The organism is Sediminitomix flava (assembly GCF_003149185.1).
In the GTDB taxonomy this organism is placed as follows: domain Bacteria; phylum Bacteroidota; class Bacteroidia; order Cytophagales; family Flammeovirgaceae; genus Sediminitomix; species Sediminitomix flava.
Window position 1 is genome coordinate 1,237,552 of record NZ_QGDO01000002.1, and the last position, 23,261, is coordinate 1,260,812.

Annotated in this window: 19 protein-coding genes and 2 rRNA genes; 11 read left to right on the plus strand and 10 right to left on the minus strand. The window is 36.2% G+C overall.

All coding sequences use genetic code 11. The annotated features are described in order from the left end of the window. Nucleotides 1–44: 44 nt before the first annotated feature. From BC781_RS12085 to BC781_RS12095, 3 genes are all read left to right on the plus strand, one after another. Entirely contained in the window at nucleotides 45–1,739 is a 1,695-nt protein-coding gene (locus BC781_RS12085) for a BamA/TamA family outer membrane protein (RefSeq protein ID WP_146201680.1), read from the plus strand. A gap of 511 nt (nucleotides 1,740–2,250) precedes the next feature. Then, a complete protein-coding gene (locus tag BC781_RS12090; protein ID WP_146201681.1) occupies nucleotides 2,251–3,048 on the plus strand; it encodes a hypothetical protein in 798 nt (265 codons plus the stop codon). Beyond that, nucleotides 3,032–3,526, plus strand: coding sequence for a YkgJ family cysteine cluster protein (locus tag BC781_RS12095; RefSeq protein WP_109617912.1), 495 nt, complete (start codon nucleotides 3,032–3,034; stop codon nucleotides 3,524–3,526). Before BC781_RS12090 ends, BC781_RS12095 begins: the two co-directional genes overlap by 17 nt. Before the next feature lie 47 nt (nucleotides 3,527–3,573). Here the strand turns inward: BC781_RS12095 and BC781_RS12100 are convergent, their stop codons facing one another. Continuing rightward, complete coding sequence (locus BC781_RS12100; RefSeq protein WP_109618041.1) at nucleotides 3,574–4,059, minus strand: YHS domain-containing (seleno)protein; 486 nt, start codon at nucleotides 4,057–4,059, stop codon at nucleotides 3,574–3,576. A gap of 288 nt (nucleotides 4,060–4,347) precedes the next feature. Here BC781_RS12100 and BC781_RS12105 point away from each other — a divergent pair, with 288 nt between their 5' ends. Then, complete coding sequence (locus BC781_RS12105; protein ID WP_158281452.1) at nucleotides 4,348–5,199, plus strand: M48 family metalloprotease; 852 nt, start codon at nucleotides 4,348–4,350, stop codon at nucleotides 5,197–5,199. Nucleotides 5,200–5,223: 24 nt separating this feature from the next. On the opposite strand, the gene BC781_RS12110 is transcribed toward BC781_RS12105, so the two are convergent. The 5 genes from BC781_RS12110 to BC781_RS12130 form a co-directional block, all read right to left on the minus strand. Beyond that, the gene (locus tag BC781_RS12110; RefSeq protein WP_109617916.1) at nucleotides 5,224–6,555 is read right to left on the minus strand and encodes a murein hydrolase activator EnvC family protein; all 1,332 of its coding nucleotides are present in this window, start codon (nucleotides 6,553–6,555) and stop codon (nucleotides 5,224–5,226) included. Between the two features lie 111 nt (nucleotides 6,556–6,666). Further along, a complete protein-coding gene (locus BC781_RS12115) occupies nucleotides 6,667–6,963 on the minus strand; it encodes a hypothetical protein (protein WP_109617918.1) in 297 nt (98 codons plus the stop codon). Between the two features lie 103 nt (nucleotides 6,964–7,066). Further along, complete coding sequence (locus BC781_RS12120) at nucleotides 7,067–10,111, minus strand: golvesin C-terminal-like domain-containing protein (RefSeq protein WP_109617920.1); 3,045 nt, start codon at nucleotides 10,109–10,111, stop codon at nucleotides 7,067–7,069. 234 nt (nucleotides 10,112–10,345) lie between these two features. Continuing rightward, nucleotides 10,346–11,038 carry an aquaporin Z gene (gene aqpZ / locus BC781_RS12125; protein ID WP_109617922.1) on the minus strand — a complete coding sequence of 231 codons (693 nt, stop codon included), beginning with the start codon at nucleotides 11,036–11,038 and terminating at the stop codon, nucleotides 10,346–10,348. A 191-nt stretch (nucleotides 11,039–11,229) separates the two neighbouring features. Next, on the minus strand, nucleotides 11,230–11,676 hold the full coding sequence (locus tag BC781_RS12130; protein ID WP_109617924.1) for a deoxycytidylate deaminase: 447 nt from the start codon (nucleotides 11,674–11,676) through the stop codon (nucleotides 11,230–11,232). A 185-nt stretch (nucleotides 11,677–11,861) separates the two neighbouring features. On the opposite strand from BC781_RS12130, the gene gatB reads away from it, so the two are divergent. After that, entirely contained in the window at nucleotides 11,862–13,319 is a 1,458-nt protein-coding gene (gene gatB, locus BC781_RS12135) for an Asp-tRNA(Asn)/Glu-tRNA(Gln) amidotransferase subunit GatB (RefSeq protein WP_109617926.1), read from the plus strand. Nucleotides 13,320–13,414: 95 nt separating this feature from the next. Beyond that, a complete protein-coding gene (locus BC781_RS12140; protein WP_109617928.1) occupies nucleotides 13,415–14,536 on the plus strand; it encodes a peroxiredoxin family protein in 1,122 nt (373 codons plus the stop codon). Between the two features lie 151 nt (nucleotides 14,537–14,687). Here the strand turns inward: BC781_RS12140 and BC781_RS12145 are convergent, their stop codons facing one another. Continuing rightward, nucleotides 14,688–17,072 carry an OmpA family protein gene (locus BC781_RS12145; protein WP_109617930.1) on the minus strand — a complete coding sequence of 795 codons (2,385 nt, stop codon included), beginning with the start codon at nucleotides 17,070–17,072 and terminating at the stop codon, nucleotides 14,688–14,690. A 191-nt stretch (nucleotides 17,073–17,263) separates the two neighbouring features. Here BC781_RS12145 and ubiE point away from each other — a divergent pair, with 191 nt between their 5' ends. From ubiE to BC781_RS12170, 5 genes are all read left to right on the plus strand, one after another. Continuing rightward, on the plus strand, nucleotides 17,264–17,986 hold the full coding sequence (gene ubiE / locus BC781_RS12150; RefSeq protein ID WP_109617932.1) for a bifunctional demethylmenaquinone methyltransferase/2-methoxy-6-polyprenyl-1,4-benzoquinol methylase UbiE: 723 nt from the start codon (nucleotides 17,264–17,266) through the stop codon (nucleotides 17,984–17,986). A gap of 23 nt (nucleotides 17,987–18,009) precedes the next feature. Then, on the plus strand, nucleotides 18,010–18,684 hold the full coding sequence (porT, locus tag BC781_RS12155; RefSeq protein ID WP_158281454.1) for a type IX secretion/gliding motility protein PorT/SprT: 675 nt from the start codon (nucleotides 18,010–18,012) through the stop codon (nucleotides 18,682–18,684). A gap of 123 nt (nucleotides 18,685–18,807) precedes the next feature. Beyond that, complete coding sequence (locus BC781_RS12160) at nucleotides 18,808–19,038, plus strand: hypothetical protein (protein WP_109617936.1); 231 nt, start codon at nucleotides 18,808–18,810, stop codon at nucleotides 19,036–19,038. A gap of 61 nt (nucleotides 19,039–19,099) precedes the next feature. Further along, nucleotides 19,100–19,645, plus strand: coding sequence for a 2'-5' RNA ligase family protein (locus BC781_RS12165; protein WP_109617938.1), 546 nt, complete (start codon nucleotides 19,100–19,102; stop codon nucleotides 19,643–19,645). Nucleotides 19,646–19,664: 19 nt separating this feature from the next. Beyond that, a complete protein-coding gene (locus tag BC781_RS12170) occupies nucleotides 19,665–20,921 on the plus strand; it encodes a DASH family cryptochrome (protein WP_109617940.1) in 1,257 nt (418 codons plus the stop codon). 86 nt (nucleotides 20,922–21,007) lie between these two features. Here the strand turns inward: BC781_RS12170 and BC781_RS12175 are convergent, their stop codons facing one another. From BC781_RS12175 to BC781_RS12185, 3 genes are all read right to left on the minus strand, one after another. Next, nucleotides 21,008–22,621: an NAD-dependent malic enzyme gene (locus tag BC781_RS12175; RefSeq protein ID WP_109617942.1), complete on the minus strand. Its 1,614-nt coding sequence runs from the start codon at nucleotides 22,619–22,621 to the stop codon at nucleotides 21,008–21,010. A 279-nt stretch (nucleotides 22,622–22,900) separates the two neighbouring features. Then, nucleotides 22,901–23,012, minus strand: a 5S ribosomal RNA gene (rrf, locus tag BC781_RS12180). 153 nt (nucleotides 23,013–23,165) lie between these two features. Beyond that, nucleotides 23,166–23,261 (minus strand): 23S ribosomal RNA (locus BC781_RS12185); the annotation flags it as partial.

Below are 23,261 nucleotides of genomic sequence, written 5' to 3' on the forward strand. Positions count from 1 at the left end.
TAGTGAAACACTTTTGGTATCTACTTCTTTTTTTCTGTCTTGGTTTGACTACAAAATCGATTTCCCAAGATAAAAAACCACTTCAACTCGAAAGTGGATTACCAGCTGATATCCAAAAGAAAATAAAACGTATTGAAAGTGCCGAGAGTATTACTCAAGCCGAAAACACTGCTCAACAGCTTCTTTCTCTCCTAAAAAATGAGGGCTATCTTTTTGCTTCGCTAGATTCTATTTGGGAATCAAACGCACATTACCACATTCAACTTTATACGGGCAATAAACTCATTTGGGGAAATATTGATGCCGACTCTTTAAGCACAGCGGTACTTCAAAAATCTTTTCAGAAGGCACAGTACAAAACTGCTCGTTGGGAAGAGTTATCCAATTGGAAAAAGAGCATTGAAGATTTTTATGCCTCAAACGGAGCACCCGACACGCAACTTCAAATCACGCCAAAACTAGCTTCTGCCCAACAAGTCGACTTACAGATCAGAGTAGAACAAGGAGCATATTATGTGTTCGATACCCTAAAAGTAATTAGCAATGGGAAATTGAATATTAAGAAATCGTTCTTCCAAAAATATATTGGCATTGAAAAAGGGGATGAATTTTCTACGGAAAAAATGGAGTTGATTCAAGACCGCTTGAAACAATTAGCATTTCTTCAATTGGAAGAAGAACCTAGCGTAAGTCTGAAAAATGAAAAAGCTTATGTAGAGCTGAAGCTCAAAAAGAGAAAAGCCAATCAGCTAGATGGTATGCTCGGACTTATGCCTTCAGAAAATGCCAATGGAAGTACAGATTACACCCTCACAGGTCATATCTTACTTGATATTTACAATCCTCTGATGACAGGTAAGCACTTCAAATTGGATTGGCAACAACCCGATAAAAGCTCTCAACAACTTGAAGTCCTTTATGAACACCCTGTTTTCTTGAAAAAGGAAAAGTTGGATTTAGAAGGCTTCCTTAGCTTTCAGAAAAATGATACGATTTTCTTCAATGCCAACAGAGGTTTAGCACTTCATTACAGAGTAAGCGGTAAAAAGAAAATCGGACTTTTTATGGATTGGGAAAGTAGTCAGTCTTATTTGGATGAACGAGAAGAGGATGAAACTACTGAGCTATTGGACAGTGATTATCGTTGGATTAAACTTGGAGTGCAATACGCCTACAATAATCTGGACGACCCTTTTCTACCTAAAAAAGGAAGTCATTTACTTCTTAAAATGGGTTTAGGACAGAAAGAACTACACTCACTTTCTGAAGAAGAAAAGCTTTTGGTTGAGAATGTCAATCCGCTACAAAGTGAAATGAGTTTGCAATATCAGAGTTATCGTAAACTCGGGAAAACCTCAATTCTAAAATTAGCATTCAACAGTTCAAGTCTATTCGGAGATCAGATTTTGCAGAATGATTTATACCGAATCGGAGGACTGAAAACGCTACGTGGTTTTGACGAACAATCACTTTGGGTTTCTAGCTATCTAATTTCTACTGCTGAAGCGCAATTTTTCATGCAGAACAATTCCTATGTTTTCCTTTTCAATGACTTTGCATGGCTACATGACCAAGCTGTACGCAAAGAAAGTTGGCTCGCCAATGGATTTGGCGCAGGGATTAGTTTACAGTCTGAAATCGGGATTTTTCAATTGGTATATTCCTTAGGCTGGCAAGAAGATGTTCCGATCAATCTTCAAAATGCTAAAATTCACTTCGGATATAGAGCTCGATTCTAGAAGCTTAATTTACTGTTGTAACACATTGAAAATGACAAAATGACATTTTATTGAATTGGAATACAATTTGGTCATCATGTCAATATGAAATCATTAATTATAATCTTAATTAGTATAACATTACTCTTGTTTCTTATTTTGAATGGAATAAAAGCAAAAAGAAAACCTGCATCTAAACTTTCAATATACGAGCATCCTAGTAATTATGTCAAACCTCCAATAGAGGTAGTTCTTAAGTCTAATTCAGAGAAAGAAAAAGATAGAGAAGATATTGATTTTAATAAACTGTAGTATAGAAGTGATTTAAAAACTGAATTAGGTATTACGATAACTATCATTAATCATAATGTTATCTTTTTAGACTTTGAAATATAGTTTACAAAGGCCAAAAGTGGGGAGAGATAAAAAACTAAAGAAAACATATTACAACAAAAGCATAGCTCACAGAAAACATGCTATGAAACCTGTCTACAACACCACACTTGGGGCAATACCTTATTACCTTTACCTTATGCAAAAGAGATTTCTTTCTATACTACTTCTGTTTTTTTCAGCTTTCAGCTACGGACAAACCACAGAAATCAAAAGGATTTCTATGCAAGTAAATACAGCTGATCTTGATGCAATGGGAAACCTCATCGTACTCGACAATCGAAGTGTTATTCGGTATATTTCTGCAGAAGATTTTGAAGAAAAATTCAACTATTCTCTTCCTCAACAAGGTATTGGAAAAATAGATGCTTCAAACCCATTCCGAACTGTTGCTTTTTCAGAAAGTAATCAGGAAATCTACTTGCTCAACAATAGACTTAGTCCAATCAGTAATTTCCAGCTTCCGACAGACTTTTTCGTAACGCAAGTTTGTATTAATAACCAATCACAATTGTGGTTGCTCGATCAGATTGCACAAACTTTGTGGTTGTACGACCCAAATTCAAAGCAAATACTACAAGAAATCAGATTGCAAGAAACTGTCCCAGACTCTGAACATGGAGATTTAAAACTTTATCAGAACGGCTTGTACTTGAGTAGTTCCGATCACGCTGTTCAACATTTTGATGTAATGGGTAATCTTATCAGAACATTAAATGTAAAAACAGCCAATATTGGTTTTGAAAAGGATATGCTTTATTACCTATCCGACAATCAACTCATTTTCTTACCTTTGTATGTTGGTAAAAAAGAAATTATCAGTCTTCCTTCTGCAAGTTACCGATTTGTATTGTGCAAAGAAGATCTGATTTATGCTTTTAGTAATACAGAAATAATCATTTTGAGGAAGAACGCAGGAGATGGAGTTAGTGAATAAATGGCAAGCTAATGCCAAATCGAAAGCCAAAGAAAATCAAAACTTTCTGAAAAGACTCAAGAAGTCAAAACAAGGAAAACTGATTGATGAAATTGTGAATGAAGCAGACGAGAAAGCATTTGAAAAAATGGATTGTCTAGCTTGTGCAAATTGCTGTAAAAGCATTAGCCCAATTGTCACTCGAACAGATATTAAAAGAATCGCGTCTGCACTTCGAATGAAAGAAACAGAAGTTGTGGAAACTTATATGTTGGTAGATAGCGATGGTGATCATGTAATGAAACAACAGCCCTGCCCATTTTTGGGTGCTGACAATTACTGTAGTATTTATGAACACCGCCCGAAGGCCTGTAGAGAGTATCCGCATACACAGCAACAAGGTTTCTGCAAAAAGCCTAATCTACATTACAAAAACACACTATACTGCCCTGTTGTATTTGATGTGGTAGAAACACTGAAAGATAAACTTCAGAAATAAACCAAAAATAAAGCTAGCCAAGACACTTTTCTTAGCTAGCTTTATTTTTATTCTACGACTTGCTTCTCCCAATTCATATCTGCCTCTGAAAGTAAATGTGGTTCATCTTTATTCCAAAGCGTGAGTGTATTAGTGAAAAAACTATTATAGAAAAGGTATAATTTCTGATCGACAATCTTAAAAGTTTCAGGGTCTACTTCTACTTTTTCGCCCTTAGCCCCCATAGCATAAGCACACCATCCTCCATATTGAGGAATAAAATCATCAGGGTGTTCCAAAAACATTCTCTTGTTAGACTCTGAAGCAAAGTAATAAACAACTCCTTTATGACGAGCTGTGATTCCCGATTTCCCTTTCAAAGCTTCTTTCTGAATAAAATAAGATACAGGGTCATAACCATCTAGGAATACACCTTCATCGTTGAGGTTAAAATGCTCAAAATTAAGTGCACCTTTGGCAGTTTCATCTTGGGCAAACACAGATGTTGAAAATAATAAAAAGAGAGTTGTTAAGAATAATGGTAAGTTTTTCATTGTATGAAAGTAAAATTGAGCTACTGTTCTTAAATCTAAGGATAAAGAATTTAAATAGAACATCTTTCGACATTAAACACTACCCTTTGTAATGAAATACGAAAGATTCTTTGAATTAGTTTTTCATAGCTTCCTACAGGCTATTCATCAATACATTTGGAAAAACTCTCAGTCAGAATAGACCTATTTCTTGTCGAAATGAAGGTTCTTTCCTTATCCCATCCTGTTCAGTTCATTTTTCTATATTTTCTACTTTCTGCTCTAAATATTATCACCAAGTTCTGCTTCATGAAAGTTTTAAAATCAATTGGGAAAATCATCCTCTTTGCACTTACGGTTACAGGTATATTCTATTTCTATGTAGGTTATATTGAAGATGACGCACTCATGGAACCCGAGTTTGATATTCAGTTAGGTAGACAGACTGTTGCAGGAATTGCCGCTGACACTGTAGAATATCCGATACTTTCTCCGACAGAATACCCCGAAGCTTATGCCTATCTACAGTCTTTGGTTCGTGATTTGGTAGCTAGCCCTGAAGTGAAGTACAAAGACATTTTCAAATACGATAGCGTACAAATCATTAACAATGATGATGTATTAAACGCATTCTGCTCTCCTGGCGGATATATTTATGTGTATACAGGTCTTATTAAGTATTTAGACGCAAAAGATCATTTAGCAGGTGTACTCGGGCATGAAATTGCCCATGCCGAACTTCGTCATTCAAGCATTCGACTCCAACGAGAGTATGGACGAGACAAACTACTTACTTTATTAGTTTTGACCACTCCTGCCACCATCGGTGATGCTGTCAAACTAAAACTATTAAATGAGCTAACAGGGCTTCACTACAGTAGAAATCAAGAGGCTGAGGCAGATGAATGGTCTGTCCGCTACCTCAAAGAAACTCCCTTTGCTTGCGATGGAACTGCAGGCTTTTTCAATAAACTGCTAAAAGAAGGGGATAACGTAAATATTCCTGAGTTCTTAAGTGATCACCCCGACTCTAAAGCTCGTGTCAGAGATATTACAGCCTTAGCTAAAAGTGAAGGATGTAACACACAATTGGGAGATCAATCCGATTGGAGGAATTTTCAACAAATGTTACCCAAAAATGAAGCAGAAAAAAAGCCTTGACCGTATGGATCAAGACTTCTTATTTTATTTCTTTTTAAGCCACTTTTCTGGATCAAGTTTCTGCCTTCCTCCTTTCCAAATTTGGAAGAGAAGTTCAGACATTCCTTGTTCGTCTGTAGCTACAATTCCTATTTGCTGTCCTTTTTTAATTTCATCTCCTACCTTCACCTTCGCTTCTTTCAACTTAGCATAAACCGTAAAGTACTCTCCGTGCTGTACTGTTATCATATAATTGATCCCTGATACTTTAGACACTAGCTTCACCGTACCTCCATAAACTGCATAAGCTGCTTCATTACTTTTGGTTCGGATATCAATCCCTGGATTATCAATGATCACTCCTTTCAGCATTGGATGTTCTTGCTGCCCGAAAGGAGACGAAACGAAGCCCTCCTTTACAGGCCAATCCATTTTATACTGCAAACTGGCAAAGCCTGTTTTTGCAACGGTTTTCTTCGGAGTTGGCTTGGCTGTTTTCGATTTATTCGTCTTCGTACTTGAAGACTTTGAAGTTGTGTTACTAGCCTTTGTTTTGGGCTGAGCTACTGTTGTCTTTGGTTTAGATGAAGTCGTATTTGATGCCTTAGCTACTTTTGCTGTTTTCTCAGCTGTAGATTTAGCAATCATTTTTGAGACCTCTTTCTCTAATTGCCCGAGTGCTTTTTGCTCTCTGACCAACTTGATTGTCATCTGATTTACCTCTTTAGACAACTTCTTTCTGATCGCTTCTTCCTGTGCTTGTAGATCAGCTAATTTCTGAAGTTCGTCCTCTTCATTATCAATCAAATGTGATTCATCAAATTGGCGTTGGGATAAATCCTTACGTTTTTGATTACGCTGAGCAATCAAGTCTTCAATCTCATGAATCTGTTGCTTTCGAACATCTTGATATTGACGAAGGTAATTTAGTCTTGATAGGAACTGACGTAAATCTTCACTTGAAAAAAGGAAGATCAGACGTTGATAACTATCGCTATTTTTATACGCCAGATAGATCATTTTAGCATATTCTTCTTTATATGCCTTGATCTCCTCTTCCAAGTCTGTGATGGCTTTTTCAGTCTCTATAATCTCTTTATCAAGTGCTTTGTGCTCTAAGTAAAGTTCATTAATCAGCTTCTTACGCTCAGTAATCACTGCTTTAATATCTTTCAACTTCGCAATACTTGCAGTCTCATCTTTCTGTGTTTGAGAAAGGATACGCTGCATCTCTCTCACCTTAGATTGCTGAGATTTACGCTGAGATTCTAATTTCTTACGCTGGCTTTGTTGCCCCATGAGTTGTAATGGGAACAGAAGCAGAATGAAAATTAAATACCTATAAAAATGCTTTTTTTCCTTACTCCTTATTTTCATTTCTTATGAGCATTAAAAAATGGCTGTTCCCAAAATACAAACTTAAAACTGATTCTTAAAGAGACATTCCAATTTGCTTGTGATGAAAATCCTCTTTAAGCCGTTTAAAGTTTACAATTCATCCAAATCCATTGGTTTTGTATGAAAACTCACATAAACATAGCCATGCTCTTTTGTAAGAATTGGAGCTACTCCTTGTTCAGAAATTGGCGAACTTGCCACCAAAGTAAGAATGGCTTCATCGGTTTTTCCTTTCAAGTCTTCTTCTTTGAAAATCATATTTTCAATCACAAGGCCATTCCATTCCCACTTGGCATAAAAAGCATCAAACTCTTTAATCTGTACTTCTTCACAGAAAACAACTTCTGCACCGTCTTTTACTGGAACATTCTGAAATTTATCACTCATGGTTTGTATCGTTTTATTCTATTTTACAAACACCGTTTTGCGTAAGAAAAGAAAAAAGGATGTATGTTTCTTTTACAAATTGTAACATACACCCTTTAATTTTTTATTGAAGAAGCTCTAAAATAGCTTTCATTACTTCTTCTCTTTTCTTCTCTCCTATAATGGTTTCAAATGGGAAACCTAAAGCGAGAACCTTTTTATTATTTTCTCCTTCTACATAAACTCCAGCTCCTAAATTATTGGTTGCATATCTCAAGAACTGTACACCGTTTTCATTGGCTGGCTCAATGCCATCGGGTGCCTCAACCGCATAAATCTCTGAATTAAGTTCTGTAGTGAAAGAAACATTTCGGAAAGCATCAAACTCTTTCTTCATCACTATTGTCTGCCCTCTACGAGTTGCATGATTTGTTCTTCCCAAAATCTCTAACGTATTCAGTCCGAATTGTACATCTGAATCTTCCTCTCCTTTTCCTTCAAAAAGGTCTGTTCCTACATAAGCTCCCGAAACAAAAAGTTTTCCACCACCTTTCAAGTAAGTTGTCAATTCCGTTTGAAGTGCTTCTGTGAAAGCTTTAAACTTAGGTTTATGGTACGCTCTCTGTGGATAAGTTTCCTTTTGTTCTCCTAAGATTAAATCCACAACATCATAATACATCAGCTTCACATCTCCTGCTTCAACTGCTTTTCTACTGGTCGATACAAAAGAGTGTCCTGCTTTTCGGATTGCTTTTCCATGTTCATAAGGATAGTCAAAGGTGTTCCCTGCAATCACTTCTGTTTCATAGTCAGCATAACTCGCACCATGCCCAGGAGCATCGTCATCTTCCCAATCAGATGTTGCATCATAATTATACTGTTCTCCGATAAAGCCTAAGCTGAATCGGTTTGAAACCCCTGCATCCAAACGGTTATCGAAGAACAGAAGTGTACTATCCTTCTCAACAGTCATTGGAGGTGCAATTCTGTCAAATCCGTTGATGACAAGCACAGGCTCTTTATCATCTTCCATATTACAAACCGCCAAGATTTCAGATGGCATACTTTCACCTCCATCATTTAAAGCAGCTACTTTAAAGCTATAAATCACGCCCTTTTTAAGATCGGTAAACAGCATACTGTTTCCATTCACTACCGTACCGTTATCAAAACCATTGCCTTCTTCCCTTTTGTAAACTACATATCTTTCAGCTACTGCGCTAGGTTCTAATGGATCATCAGTCGGTTGCCATTTCAGCATCACTTTATTTCCTGGTTGGAGGTCTAAACTGAACTGTTGGATTGGTAAAGGCTGAACTTCATAAGGAACATTATATCTTGAAGAAAGGAATTTCAGCATTCCTTTATAGATTGCTCTACTGACGTCAAACTGGAACTGAGGATCATTTCCAAACTTCATATCTAAGAAGTTCTGATGCGACAATAACTCCAATAATGCTGATGGTGTATTCGGGTAAGTAGCTTCAGAGTAACGTTTATCCCACATCGGACGACGTGACCAAGCACTATCATATTTGATACGAATATCATCTACAATTTGTGACTGTAAAATATCAGCAAGGTCTCTATTCGCAATACGATCTGTTTTATCTGGGAACAATGTCTTCTTATCCAAATCCAACTGACTGTAAATCATCAGTGTACCTATCACCGTATCATTTCTACTTGTTCCTGCATCGGTATGGAAAGCAAATGACAAATCAACTGGGATGTGTAGACCTTCATTGTCAGGGTCTTCGTAAGGACCATAAGGTGCACCCATCAAATAATTCACCCAATGTCCTCTACTTCTATAATCATCTTGATAATCTAGTGTATCAGCATTTAAGTTATAAACACTTTCAGCAGGTGCTCCCGCAAATTGGAGGTAATAACGAGCCGCTTCCAAGAATCTTGGTCTATTCGAAATTTGTCCATTACGTTCTATGTCTCCCATTCCACCACCAAAACGAACAGCATCGGCTGTAACAACATCTCCTTTTTCTTCACTCTTATTACTCAAAACCACACTTGCATCCGCTCCAGTATTAAAATGGAATGTCCCCAAGTAAATCCAAGTTCCACCACCCATCTTTTGGTTGACAGAAAATTCTGTACTTCCTCCAGAGTGATTTACCGTATATCTTGCATCTGTTGTACTCTTAGATTCTGTAGCGTAAGAAATATAAACTGCATATTCTCCTGGCTCTTTAATTTGAGGCGTCCAAGTAACCCTAGCATTTTCTTCTTTTGAAGTTGTCATCTTTCGGTATGTTCCCAACTCAAAAGGATTTGTTCCACTTTTATAAGGGATAGAACCTCTAGCAAAACCTGTTGCTCCATTTGTTACTTTCCCTTCTTCACTATATCTTTCCTCTTTACTATCATTATCGACAATCACCATTTCTGTTTGCCAATCTCTTTCTCTTGGTAGGTAAACATTTGCTCCCGCATTTTCCAACATCGGTACAATGTAGCCCAATACAAACTCAGTAGGGAAAAGGTCTTCTACAGTTTGGAATACACGCGCACGTTGCCATTCCCAACGGTCAAGTTCATTTTCATAATACCAACCGTGACTATTCCAAAGTGCGAGGTGTCTGTTTTGTAAACCTTTGTCTAATTCATAACTTTTAGACAGGTTTCTCACATTTTGAGGAGAATCTTTTTGCCACTTCAAAAATTGCTTTGAAGGCATTCTTTCCTCTGTTTTCTTATTTTTTTCTCTGTAGAAATTAGGAATCAATTCTTCAGCAGAAAGCTTTGGGGCATATACCAAGCCTTTTCTTCGAGCATCACGAGTTACTTTTCGCCCTTTTTTCTTCCCCATAAAAAGGCGAATTTGATAGGCATTTAGAGGACTTGGAAGGTCAGAAGAAACGATACGTTCAAAATGCGCTAAATTTTCTTCACGAACAGGAGAATATTCTAAATGATGTGAAAGGTATAAATCCAGTTGTTTTTTCCCTTTATTCACTTTCATCGTATCTAGCTTCAAATATGATCTTAACTCCCAATCATATTCCCCCTGAGAAGCCTTCTCGATATAGTCTTCAACTGCTTTTCGGATTGCTTTACGTTCCGATAAGTTTTGCGCTTGAACTTGGATTGATAAAAAGATGAAAAGCCCGACTAATAGTTTTTTTAAAATGCTTTTTTCTCCGCCCATGATGAAATGACCTACTTTAAATTTGTTTGCTTTGGTAAAAAATAGCTTAAGAAACCTGGTTTAGTTTAAGCTTTCTAAAAATACAATGAATTGTAAAAAGTGAAAGTCACAATTTGAAATAAATGGCTTAAAACTGAAAAAAATCACCGTTTATCGGGAGTACTAAATAAAAAATAGGGAGAACAAAGTTATCTGGAATAAAGTCCAAACAACTTTGTTATGAGCGTATATATTTTACTGTTTTTTCTCAAAAACTGCTTTGTAAACGGCTCCTGCTAAAATTGCCCCAACAATTGGTGCGACCCAAAACAACCACAATTGTACTAACGCATCGCCTCCAGCAAATAGTGCCTGACTTGTACTTCTGGCAGGATTTACCGAAGTATTTGTCACAGGAATACTGATTAAGTGAATAAGCGTTAGCCCTAAACCTATGGCAATCCCTGCAAAACCTTGAGGGGCTCTTGCGTCTGTAGCTCCAAGAATAATGATTAAGAATGCAAAAGTCATAACGATCTCCGTTACTAAAGCCGAAGTCATACCGTATCCGTCCGGAGATAAACTGCCATAACCATTAGCCGCAAATGTCCCAATTTCAGCCCCTTGCTTTCCTGTCACGATCACATAAAGAATAGCTGCCCCAACAATTCCTCCCAAAACTTGAGATATGATATAAGGAAAGACATCTTTTTTATCTATTCTTCCTCCCATAAATAAGCCAATCGTTACGGCAGGATTGAAGTGTGCTCCAGAAATATGTCCAACACCATATGCCATACTCAACACAGTAAGTCCGAAAGCAAATGAAACACCAACAAAGCCGATTCCGAGTTCAGGATAGCCTGCTGCTAAAACGGCACTACCACACCCTCCTAAAACTAGCCAAAGTGTTCCTATAAATTCTGCAATCAATTTCTTCGTATCCATAGTCTTAACCATTTGTTTGATTGCATAACACTTTAAAAATCAATTTAAAGGAACTGAAATACGTTTTTCAGATTAATTCATCGTGTAATCCTATTTTATATTTCAGAAAGGCTAGTGAGTATTATTTTTGGTATAAAAAAAGCAATAAGAATGATCTTATTGCCTCATATATCTATTTACCAATTGAGTTTCTAGTCCTCAATCTCCACTTGAATCACTTCAATTCCTGCTTTTCTCAATAGCTCTAAACCCGATGTATCACGGTATTGATTGCTATAGAAAAAACGTTTAATACCTGCTTGGACAATCAATTTAGAACATTGGAAACAGCAAGAGTGCGTACAAAACAAATCAGCTCCATCAGTAGAATACGTTGACTTTGCAGCCTTTGTAATTGCATTGGCTTCTGCATGTAGTACTTCAGACTTAGTCTGTAATACGAGTTGCCCATGCTCATCTTCTACTTCCAGTTCACAAGAGTTATCAAATCCCTTAGGCGTTCCATTGTACCCCATTGAGATGATATTACCATCTTTCACGATAATCGCTCCTACTTTTGCACGCTCACATCGGCTTAGCTCAGCAATGGAAATCGCACATTTCATATAAGCCACCGAAAATTGTTGGTCTCTATTCATTTGTAATTATATTCACTTCTATTTGGTTGATGTTACAAAAATACAAGAATATCAGAGAATAAAACCTATATGAAGATTTTAAATAAAATTAGCTTCACAATATTGTATTATTTAAATTTGAGCTAATTCATTAAATATTTCGAATTAATAATTCTTTTTCATAAAGAATTTTGCAATAGATGAGTATGGATAAATCGATCATTAATAAATACGAATTGGTTGTAGGGCTTGAAGTCCATGCACAACTCAACACTGCAAGTAAAATCTTTGCAGGCGATGCGAATGAGTTTGGGAAATCTCCAAATACCAATATTTCTGTAATTACACTTGGCCACCCTGGTACTTTGCCTAAGCTGAATAAATCGGCTGCTGAAAAAGCGATCAAAATGGGCTTGGCTTGTCATTCTCGTATTTCAGAATACAATATTTTTGATCGAAAAAATTACTTTTATCCAGACCTTCCTAAGGGTTTTCAAACTACTCAAGACAAGACTCCTATCTGTATAGGTGGTTATTTGGATGTGATTACAAAATCGGGAAAGAAGAGTAGAGTAAAACTTAACCGTATTCATATGGAAGATGATGCGGGTAAATCATCTCACCTTGAAAATGAGCCTGAAACGGCTGTAGATTTGAACCGTGCAGGAACTGCTCTTATCGAGATTGTAACAGAACCCGAAATACACGATGCAGAAGAAGCCAATGCATTTCTGACTGAGGTACGTAAAATTGTACGATACCTTGATATCTCAGATGGAAACATGGAAGAAGGTTCTTTGCGTTGTGATGCCAATATTTCTGTCAGATTGAAAGGAGAAACTAAACTTGGCAAAAAGTGTGAAGTCAAGAACATGAACTCGATGCGAAATGTACAACGTGCCATCGAACATGAGTTCATTCGTCAGATTGAGCTTATCGAAAAAGGAATTGATTTCAATTCTGAAACTAGAAACTTCGATGCAGATACAGGTACAACTTCTAGTTTGAGAAATAAAGAAACACTTAACGATTATCGTTATTTCCCAGAGCCAGACCTTCCACCTTTTATTGTGACTGAAGAAAAGGTAGCTGAGATTAAAGCAAGCATGCCTAGTCTTCCTTACGAACTCGTAGAGAAGTTCACGAAAGAATATGGCTTACCTGAATATGATGCGATTGTCTTAACTGACAATAGAGAAATTGCAACTTACGCAGAAGAACTATTCACTAAGACATCAAATGTAAAATCTGCTTCCAACTGGTTAATGGGTCCAATCAAATCGTATTTGAATAAATCAGATTTAAGTATTGATAAATTAGGTTTGGAGCCTGCTAAAGTTGCAGAACTTATTCAATTGGTTGATGATGGAAAAGTGAGTACTTCTGTAGCCCAACAAGAGCTATTCCCTGCTTTCATAAAGAAACCTGATAGTTCAGCCGAAGCACTTGCACAAGAAATGAACTTGATTCAAGAAAGCGGCGATGACTTTATCAAACCTATCATTGATGAGGTCTTAGCAAAATTCCCTGACAAGGTAAAAGCTTACAAGAAAGGGAAAAAAGGACTGATCGGAATGTTTATGGGTGAGGTCATGAAACTCAGTGGTGGAAAAGTAGAACCGAAAAAAGCCAAACAGTTGGTACAAGAAGCTTTAGAAGCCTAATAAAATACAAAATTCAATATAGACAGAAGTACTTTCGAGGTGCTTCTGTCTTTTTTTTATATCTTTTCGAAAACAAATTTTTATCTATACACATCGTGAAAAAGCTTTTATATATCGCCATTGCTTTCTGTGCTCTTTTTGCTGCAGCTTGCAACAATAACGCGAACAATCCGATCAAAGACGTTTCGGGACGTATCTCAGACGCAGAGGAAGGAGAAGAAATCACTATTTATCAATTCGTTGCAGGAGTTGGGAAAAATGAAATTGCCAAAACAACTACAGATGCTAACGGAAATTTTGAACTTCAAGTAAATTCAGATACGATCTCATATTTCAGTATCAATATTGGAAATAAAAGAGAGCAATTGTTGATCATTGACAATGACCTTAAGATCGATGCTGAGAAAGATCCGAAAGGACGTTTCAAAGTAGAAGGTTCTTCAGAAAATACACAATTGCAAGGATATTTGGAGCTTGAAAATACAATCAACACGGAGTATCGTCGTATCATGAAAAAGATTCAAGGCGATCAGCAAGCGATGGTTGAAGAACAAAAGACTTTCCAAGATCAAGCAAACCAAGATATCAAAAGATATATCGATAATAAAGGCGTTGCATTCTATGTCCTTTTTGCATTACAACGTATGAACTTGCAAAAAGACTATGATTACATCATGCCACTTACTGAAACTTTGGTAGAAAAATATCCTGATTCAAAAGATATTCAAGGTCTGAAAAAGACAATGGATATGCTTAAGAAGCAAAAAGAAGCTGAAAAACTAACGGCTATCGGTGCTGTTGCTCCTGAAATTTCTTTACCTACTCCAGAAGGCGCTGAGTTATCGCTTAGCTCTATGAAAGGAAAAATTGTATTGGTTGACTTCTGGGCTGCTTGGTGTGCTCCATGCCGTGCTTACAACCCAAAATTGGTTAGCTTATACGATGAATTGAAAGGAAAAGACTTCGAAATTTTAGGTGTTTCTTTAGATAAAGACAAAGACAAATGGCTTACTGCTATTGAGAAAGATCAATTGACTTGGCCACAAGTTTCTGATCTTCAATTCTGGGATTCTGAAGCGGCTCGTACTTATGGAATTCAATCAATTCCTGCTTCTATTTTGATTGATCAAGATGGAAAGATCGTCGCAAAAAATCTTAGAGGTGATGCATTGAAAACTAAGATTGAAGAATTATTAGCAGCTAAAGCTGGCATGTAATTCTCAAAAAATAGAAAGTAAAAATCCCCACTACTGAAACATACTCAGTTGTGGGGGTTTCTTTTTAATAAATAGTTCAGCTATGAAAAAAGCATCAGAGTAAATAATACTCCGATGCTTTTCATAAAGTCTATATCTATTCTTTAAAGGCTTATAAAGTCTTTTTATCAGTATCTACCGAAATAATCTTAAATGAAATACGGCGGTTCTGATTTCGTCCTTCTCGCGTCTCGTTTGAAGCTACAGGAGAAGATTCTCCATAACTTTTCACAATCAATCTAGACTTATCAATACCTCTGATATACATTCGTTGAGCAATCTGTTGTGCTCTTCTTTTTCCCAAATACTTATTGTAAGCCTCCTCTCCGATATTATCGGTATGTCCGCCTACTTCCATCACGATATCAGAATATTTCTCAAGAATATGGATAACGTTATCAAGTACTTTCTTTCCTGAATCAGACATTTCGTTACTTCCTGTTTTGAACGTAATAAATGCGTTCAAGTTAATTTCTTCTCCTTCCTCAGGTACTTCAAATACAAATCCATCTTCAAATACAATTGGCTCTCTTTTTTCCAATAAACCATCATAATCAAAGACTTCCATTTCTTCTTTACGCTCACGGACAATATACTCTACACGGTTTGTACCGTCTCCTCCGGCTGTTGGTAATTCATATTTGGAACCATATCCATAACTTTTACCCAATAATGAGCCTTCTGGATCTAGCTTCTTCAGAGCTTTCATGACTGCATCTGCCTTAGCTTTTGATGTAAATACATTGACTAGGCTATCTTCTGAAGATTTTGTGTGAAGTACGATTTCGATTTGGTAATCTGGGTGTTTCTTACTAAACTCACTCAACATCTTCAACTCTCTGTTTGAAGAAGAATTAAGATCTGAATATTCTGTAAAGAAAATGTTCTCTAATACTTCAAATTCTCCATCTCTGACCTTTTTCAATTCAAAGTCTTGCTCAAGCTTCAAATATTCAAGAATTTCTTCAATATAAATATTTTGTGAAGCCATCAGATATCCATCATAAACACATCTCAATCCGTAATTAACTCCAGGCTTCAAAAAGGCAGAATAATGACCAATGCTATCTGTTGCTACTACTTCAACCAGTTCATTTGTATGGTTATTGAAAATCTCTACACTTGTAGAAACTCCTTTTCCACTTTCTGTTTTTACTTGGCCGGCAAGCTCTATCACTTTGATTTCTTCAGCTTGAGGCATCTCAACTTTATATATGTCTGGCCCACCTTCACTTTCTTCTCTGATCGATGTGAAATAACCTCTCATACCATCACTGGATACACAAAAATCCAGATCATCATCGGCTGTATTTATCGGGAAACCAATATTCACTGCTTTTCCCCATTCTTTTTTCTCATCGTCATAGACTGAGTAGAAAATATCATATCCTCCAATCGTACTATGTCCTTTAGAGCTAAAGTAAATGATTTTACCACTTGGGTGAATAAAAGGACTTCCTTCTTCATACTTGGTATTAATATTCTTACCTAAGTTATAAGGAGTCGCCCAACCTCCACCTGGCAAACGGTGAGCGGCATAAATATCCATTTTCCCTTCACCTCCATCTCTGTCGGAAGTAAAAAAGAGTGTTTTTCCATCAGCAGTCATTGTAGCATGACTTTCCATCGCAGAAGTATTAATTCCTTCTGGAAGTTTTTCTGATTTTGACCAAGTTCCTGATTGGAACTGACTCATATAAATATCTCCAGTCAATGCTCTACTAATCGACTCATCACTCTGATAAATAAAAATTGTTTTACCATCTGGTGAAAGTCCAGCACAAGCATCATGAAATTCCGTATTAATATCAGCCAAATTTTCAGGCATTCCCCATTCTCCGTTTTCATCTTTATGAGAGATGTAAACATCTTCATAGGCCATTCCTGAAAGTGGATCTTCATCTCCCATCGAACCTTTTCTTCTAGATGTGAAAATGATCGTGTTCTCATCTGCAGAAATTACAGGAGTCGTTTCGATCGATGGAGAGTTGATGAGGCTACCCATGTTTACAATATTCACGGATTGCTCTGATTTTTTTAGGAAAATACCATTCTTACACTGTAAGATATGACGGTATACTTCCTCTCTCAGTTCATCATCATCTTCATCTAAGCTTTTCAGGTAAATGTTATAATAGCTGAGTGCACTTTTGAATTGATGATTATACTGTGCGGCTTTTCCTAAAAGTAAATTCAGCCTTTTGTTTTCTAATTTTGCTTCTTGAGCAATTTTTAGATGCGGAAGGGCTTTACTTTTAGATTCCACTTTAGAATGCAGATAAGCCTCTCCTAAATAGAAGTGGATCATGGCATTGTCTGGATAATACTGGACACCTTCTCGGAGCGCCTCTACAGCCAAATGATATTCGGCTACTCGGATCAACTCTTTACCATGTCCTAGAATCTTCTTTGCAGAAGGTTGCTTTTTTGATTGGGCGTTTGCAAACGTTGCAAATAATGAGAGTACAAAAAAGTACAAACCAAAACGACGTAACATTTTTCGTGTTTGTTTACTTATACATGTAGATATGAGAAATAATTTGAACACAGGAAAAAAATAGATGTTTAAAAAGTATATCCTATAATCCTGAAAATTCTTAGCAATTTACATAAAAGTTGATAAAGGTTAGTGCTAAGAGTTGATTTTGTGTAATTTTGCAGATAAATAGCATTTAATTCATAGAAAAAATGGCAGTACTTCCATATAAAGATAAAGAGGCGAGTAAGAAAGAGCAGGTTGCAGATATGTTTAACAACATTTCTCCAAAGTACGACCTATTAAACAGACTTCTGAGTGTAGGGATTGACATCATCTGGAGAAAAAAGGCTGTTAAGCTTCTTAAGAAAGAACAGCCAAAGTTAATATTGGACGTTGCCACTGGTACATGTGATTTTGCAATTGAGGCATTATCTTTGAACCCAGATAAAATCATTGGAGTAGACATCTCCAAAGGAATGCTTGCTGAAGGACAGAAAAAACTAGAGAAGAAAAATCTAACAAATAAAATTGAGCTTAAGCTTGGTGACTCTGAGCGTCTTCCTTTCGAGGATAATACTTTTGACGCTGTAACTGTAGCTTTTGGTGTTAGAAACTTCGAAAACCTTGAAAAAGGGCTTGCAGACATCAACCGAGTATTGAAACCAGGTGGAACTGCTGTAGTTCTAGAATTTTCTCAGCCAGAGTATTTCCCATTTAAACAGATTTATAACTTCTATTTCAAGAATATTCTACCTTTCGTTGGTAATCTAATTTCTAAAGATCAATCGGCATATACGTATTTGCCAGAATCTGTAGAAGCATTCCCTTACGGTGAGGCATTCAACAAGATTATGACGAAAGTAGGCTTCCAATCAGTTCTATGCAAAACACTCACTTTTGGAATAAGCTCTATTTACGTAGGAAAAAAATAATATTTTTATCCTCAACCATTTTTTTGACTTTTTGCTTTCAAAGCGTTTTAGCACAATCAGGACTGACCATTTTCAGACCAAAGTACGATGAAAGAAAATTGCACTATGGTTTTCATGTTGGCTTTTTTAATGAAAGTACCAATGTGAAATTTGTAGACGATTTTCTTTCCAATACTTTGGTAACAGAAGATTCATTGAATGGCATTCAGGGAAAAGGGAATGCTGGTTTTTCTGTTGGGTTTATCTTGAACTACAAACTTCAAGATCAATGGGATTTACGCTTCTTACCAGGAGTTTCACTCTTTGAACGCTTGATTAGCTATAATTATCCAAATCAGGTGATTGAATCGAGTGTCCAAAACACAGAAATAAATTTACCTATTCTTATACGCTACAAGTCAAAACGTAGAAGAAATCACAGAGTTTATATCATTGGTGGTCTAACTCCTAACTTCCAAGTAAGTACAAAAACCGATGATCCGCCTTCGGAATCATTCGAGTATAAATCCTTCAATCTTGAAGCAACTTATGGTATAGGGGTCGATATGTATATGCAGATGTTCAACTTTGTACCAGAGCTAAGAATCTCTCATGGTCTATTGAATATTCATAAACAAAATGATAAAAACCCTGTTACAGACCTTGTAGACCGTATCTATACCCATAAAATTTCATTTATCCTCAATTTTGAAGGGTAAAAACTAAAAGTCAGATAATTTTTCTGCTTTAATCTTGATCTCATTAAATAGATATTATAAACATTTATTTAAATTTGTCTCAGAAACTCAATTGATCTGACAGACTTTAACCATATAAGTTTTATGAAAAAAAATATCGTAAGAGTAGCGGCTGCAGGATTACTCCTTTCGCTTACAGCTTGTTTTGGTCAACATAATAAAGCACCAAACCCTGGAGTAAACTTGGACAGCAAACGTATCTACGGAGAAACTAGAGAAGCTAAACCAAGACAATTGGCAAAAGAGCATAATACTGCTGACTTGGAAACAACAAAAAGAATCAATGAGATTCGTAATGAGTTGTATCCTAACTAGTAAATATAAGCCCAATGATTTCATATTATTGGGCTTTTATACCCTAATTTCTTAATCCAAGATGCCCAAAGACTTATATTTTATTGCCATTGTTCCACCACAGCCCATCTATAATCAACTTCAAGAGTTAACAGAGGAATGTGCTCAAAAATATAAAAGTTATAAAGCCCTTAACTCTCCTCCTCATATTACGCTTTATATGCCTTTTCATTTTGAAAGCGATATGCTTTCAAAATTGACTGATTCACTCACTAATTTTGCACAAAACCAAAAGGATTTTCAGATTTCACTTGATGGATTTTCTACTTTTTCGCCTAGAGTTATTTTTGTAGCTATTCAAGAAAATACCTCCTTATCTGTTTTACAGAAACAACTTCTTGATCACTTAAAAGAGGATTTAGAAATTTCTAATAAGCATTTTGCTACTCAAAATTTCCACCCTCACATCACTATTCTTTTCAAAGACTTGAAACCAGAGGTATTTCATCAAGCTTGGGAAGAACTAAAAGATCAAAAGTATGAAGCTAACTTTCTGACGACAAGCTTCTGTTTATTAAAACATGAAAATGGAAAGTGGAAATTGATCAATACTTTTCATTTTAAATGAAAAAAGTGAAAGCCTTTTTATGCCTCAACAACGAATAATCTACTGGTTCAGAAATGATTTAAGACTACATGACCAACCTATATTAAATTCATTACCTAAAGACACTTCATTACTTCCAATTTATTGCTTTGACCCAAGACATTACGCCCTTACTTCTCATGGCTATCTTAAAACTGGTATATTCAGAGCACAATTTATTTTGGAATCTGTTTGGGAACTAAAAGAAAGCCTTCTTATGGCTGGAAGTGACCTTTACATTGCTATTGGAAAACCCGAAGAAGTTATTCCCGAAATCCTCCATACTTGGCAAGCAGATATTATCTACACCCAAAAAGAATATACCGAAGAAGAAATCATCGTAGAAAACAACCTGAAAGATAAAATGACGGAGGATAATCTACACACACAACTAGAATTCCTTCATCAAAAAACATTATTTTCCAATTCAACTATAAATACACTTCTTAGCGATTTACCTACATCACTAGAAGACTTTATTGATAAAGTGAATAATGATACTATATTAATTCAGAAGGCTATAGAAGCCCCTGAAAACCTCCCACAAATCCCATTACAATACGCATATTCAGATCTTCCCGAGCTAGAAGGTTTTGGATTATTTCCTCAATCTCCAGATCCTAGAGCTGAGTTTGATTTCATTGGGGGAGAAAAACAAGGTTTAGAAAGAATGAAGGCATTTTGGGGTAGAAAATATAAGACATTTAAACAAAGTGATAGTTCTAGGTTTTCTCCATGGTTTTCTTCTGGTTGTCTATCTCCTCGAAAAGTCTTTGAAGAAATATTATTATTGAATGATAAAAAGTACAGTCAAATCCTCCAAAATCAATTACTAACTCGTGAGTACTGTCAATTGCTCGCAATAAAATATGGAAACAAAATATTCCAACTTGAAGGCATAAATGGGAATAATATAAAGTTTAAAACTAACTACGAATCTTATACAAATTGGAAAGATGGTACAACAGAGCACCCTATCGTTAATGCCATAATGAAAGAACTGTATTTTACTGGCTACATTTCTTACCTACACAGGCATCTAACAGCTGTCTATTTCTGTCATATTCTAAAACTAGATTGGCGTTGGGGAGCAGCTTGGTTTGAGGCTAATTTGATTGATTATGATCCTGCGTCTAATTGGATTAATTGGATGAAAATAGGAACTCAGAAAGAACAATTAGATAAAGAAATTTTCAAAGAGAAATTTCAAAGTGCTTTTGAAAATAGACAATACATCAATATTTGGTCGAAAAACTAGAGTTCTTCAATAAAAAACTCTTATCCCAAAGCCTAAAACTTTAGAATAAGAGTTTTATATCACCATTTATACCCAATATTGAGAGATTAGTATTCCGGATTAAACATATAATCTGTAATAAATTTTCTCAAATTATGCGGTTTTTGATTCTTTGCAATACCTAATTCATAGGCTTTGTCTGCAACAGCTACAGCTATTTCTAGTGATAGATTTCTAATCTCTTTCAATTTAGGATACAATGCACCAGCATCAATATCTTCGTCACTTACCAAATCAGAAAGAGTCTTTGCAGCTACTAAGAATAGCTCATCAGGAATATTTTTCGCATTACATATAATTGCACCTAAACCAATACCTGGGAAAACATAAGCATTATTACCCTGTCCTGGCTTGAACTCTTGGCCTTTATAATTCACCATATCAAATGGACTACCACTTGCGAAAATAGCTTTTCCATCACTCCATTCATAAGCCTGTTCTGCAGTACATTCAGCCTTTGATGTTGGATTTGACAATGCGAAAATAACAGGTCGATCATTCAATGCTGTCATCTTCTCTATCACAGTTTGTGTAAATGTTCCTCCAACTCCTGTCGCACCTATCAGAATATGAGGTTGAATGGCGTTAATAGCTTCTTCAAAACCTAGTTGTTCATGGCTGTGAGCATAAGGCAAGTTGTGTTCCATCAGATCACCTCTGCCTTCTACTACCAATCCATTTACATCTACAAACCATAATTGACGATGTGCTTCTTCTTTTGAAAGTCCTTCTTTCATGTAGGCAGCAACCATCAAGTCCGCTATTCCTGTCGCTGCTGAACCTGCACCCAAGAACATCACCTTCAAATCCTTAAAAGGAATTCCCGTAATTCTTGTAGAAGCATAAACCCCAGATAGCGCTACTGCTGCCGTTCCTTGAATGTCATCATTGAAACATAGAACCTTATCCTTGTACTTATTCAATAAAGTATAAGCATTAGGAGTTAAGAAATCTTCAAATTGGATCAGAGCTTTCGGATACTTTTCTTGAACAGCTTGAACAAACTCATCTACTAATTCAAAATATTCTTCACCTTGCAGCCTTTTAAATGGATAACCTAAATAAAGAATATCATCAAGAAGCTCATCATTATTTGTACCCACATCCAACATTACAGGTAGACATTGATGAGGATGGATCCCTGCACAAGCGCAATAAAGCTCTAGCTTTCCAATAGGAATACCCATCCCATTAGCACCTAAATCTCCTAAACCAAGAATACGCTCACCGTCGGTCACAACAATAACTTTAACATAATCTTCAGGCCAATTATCTAAGATTTTACTAATCTCTCCTTTGTCTTCAGGCGTAATATAGAATCCTCTAGTTCGCTTAAAATTATTTGAAAACTCTTTACAGGCCTGACCAACTGTTGGTGTATAGATTATAGGCATAACCTCCTCTATATATTCCGTCACTACTCTATAAAAAAGTTTCTCATTGCGGTCATGGAGTAAAGACAAAAGAATATATCTTTCAATATCTGTAGATTTACGTTTAAGTCCATCCATAATTCTCTTCACCTGTACATCTTGGCTCACTGTTGAATATGGAAGTAACCCCCTTAAACCATATAATTCTCTTTCTTCTCTCGTAAATGCTACTGACTTATTATGCTTACCGTCACTTAATACTTCAAATCCCTTATTCCTTATCTTCATTATTTAGAAACATTTTCAAACCTCACATAATCAAATTAACTACTCTGCTCATAATATTCCTATAAGCGTTATGTTTACAAATCTAAATATTTCTTTACAGAGTAATAAAATAGAAATACAATTGGAAGAGAAGTAAAATAGAAAATAGCTTAATAAGCTAATAGGATTGAGATTATACTAAAAAATAAACCATAGATAAAACAAAAAAGCTCAGCTAACATCATGTGCTAACTGAGCTTTTGTTTATAGCTATTGCTAAAGCATTTGCTACCTTAATAAGGTTGGCAATGACCTACTCTCCCACCTGTTACGGCAGTACCATCGGCGCGGTAGGGCTTAACTGCTCTGTGCGGAATGGGAAGAGGTGAACACCTACGCTATCATCACCATTATCTTTTAAAGTTCTTTTACCCTTGCTTTATACTCTTCCGTTCCATCCGCGGTATAAAGGGTATTTATTTTGATTATATTAGAGATTAAGTCAAAACGATATCCGATCCATAAGCAATCTTTCGATTAAGCTTACGACCGGTCTTTCTCACTCCCATCAGAAAGTTACGGATCATTAGTACTGCTCGGCTAAACATCTCTCAATGCGTACACCTGCAGCCTATCAAGGTCGTCATCTACAACCCTCCTT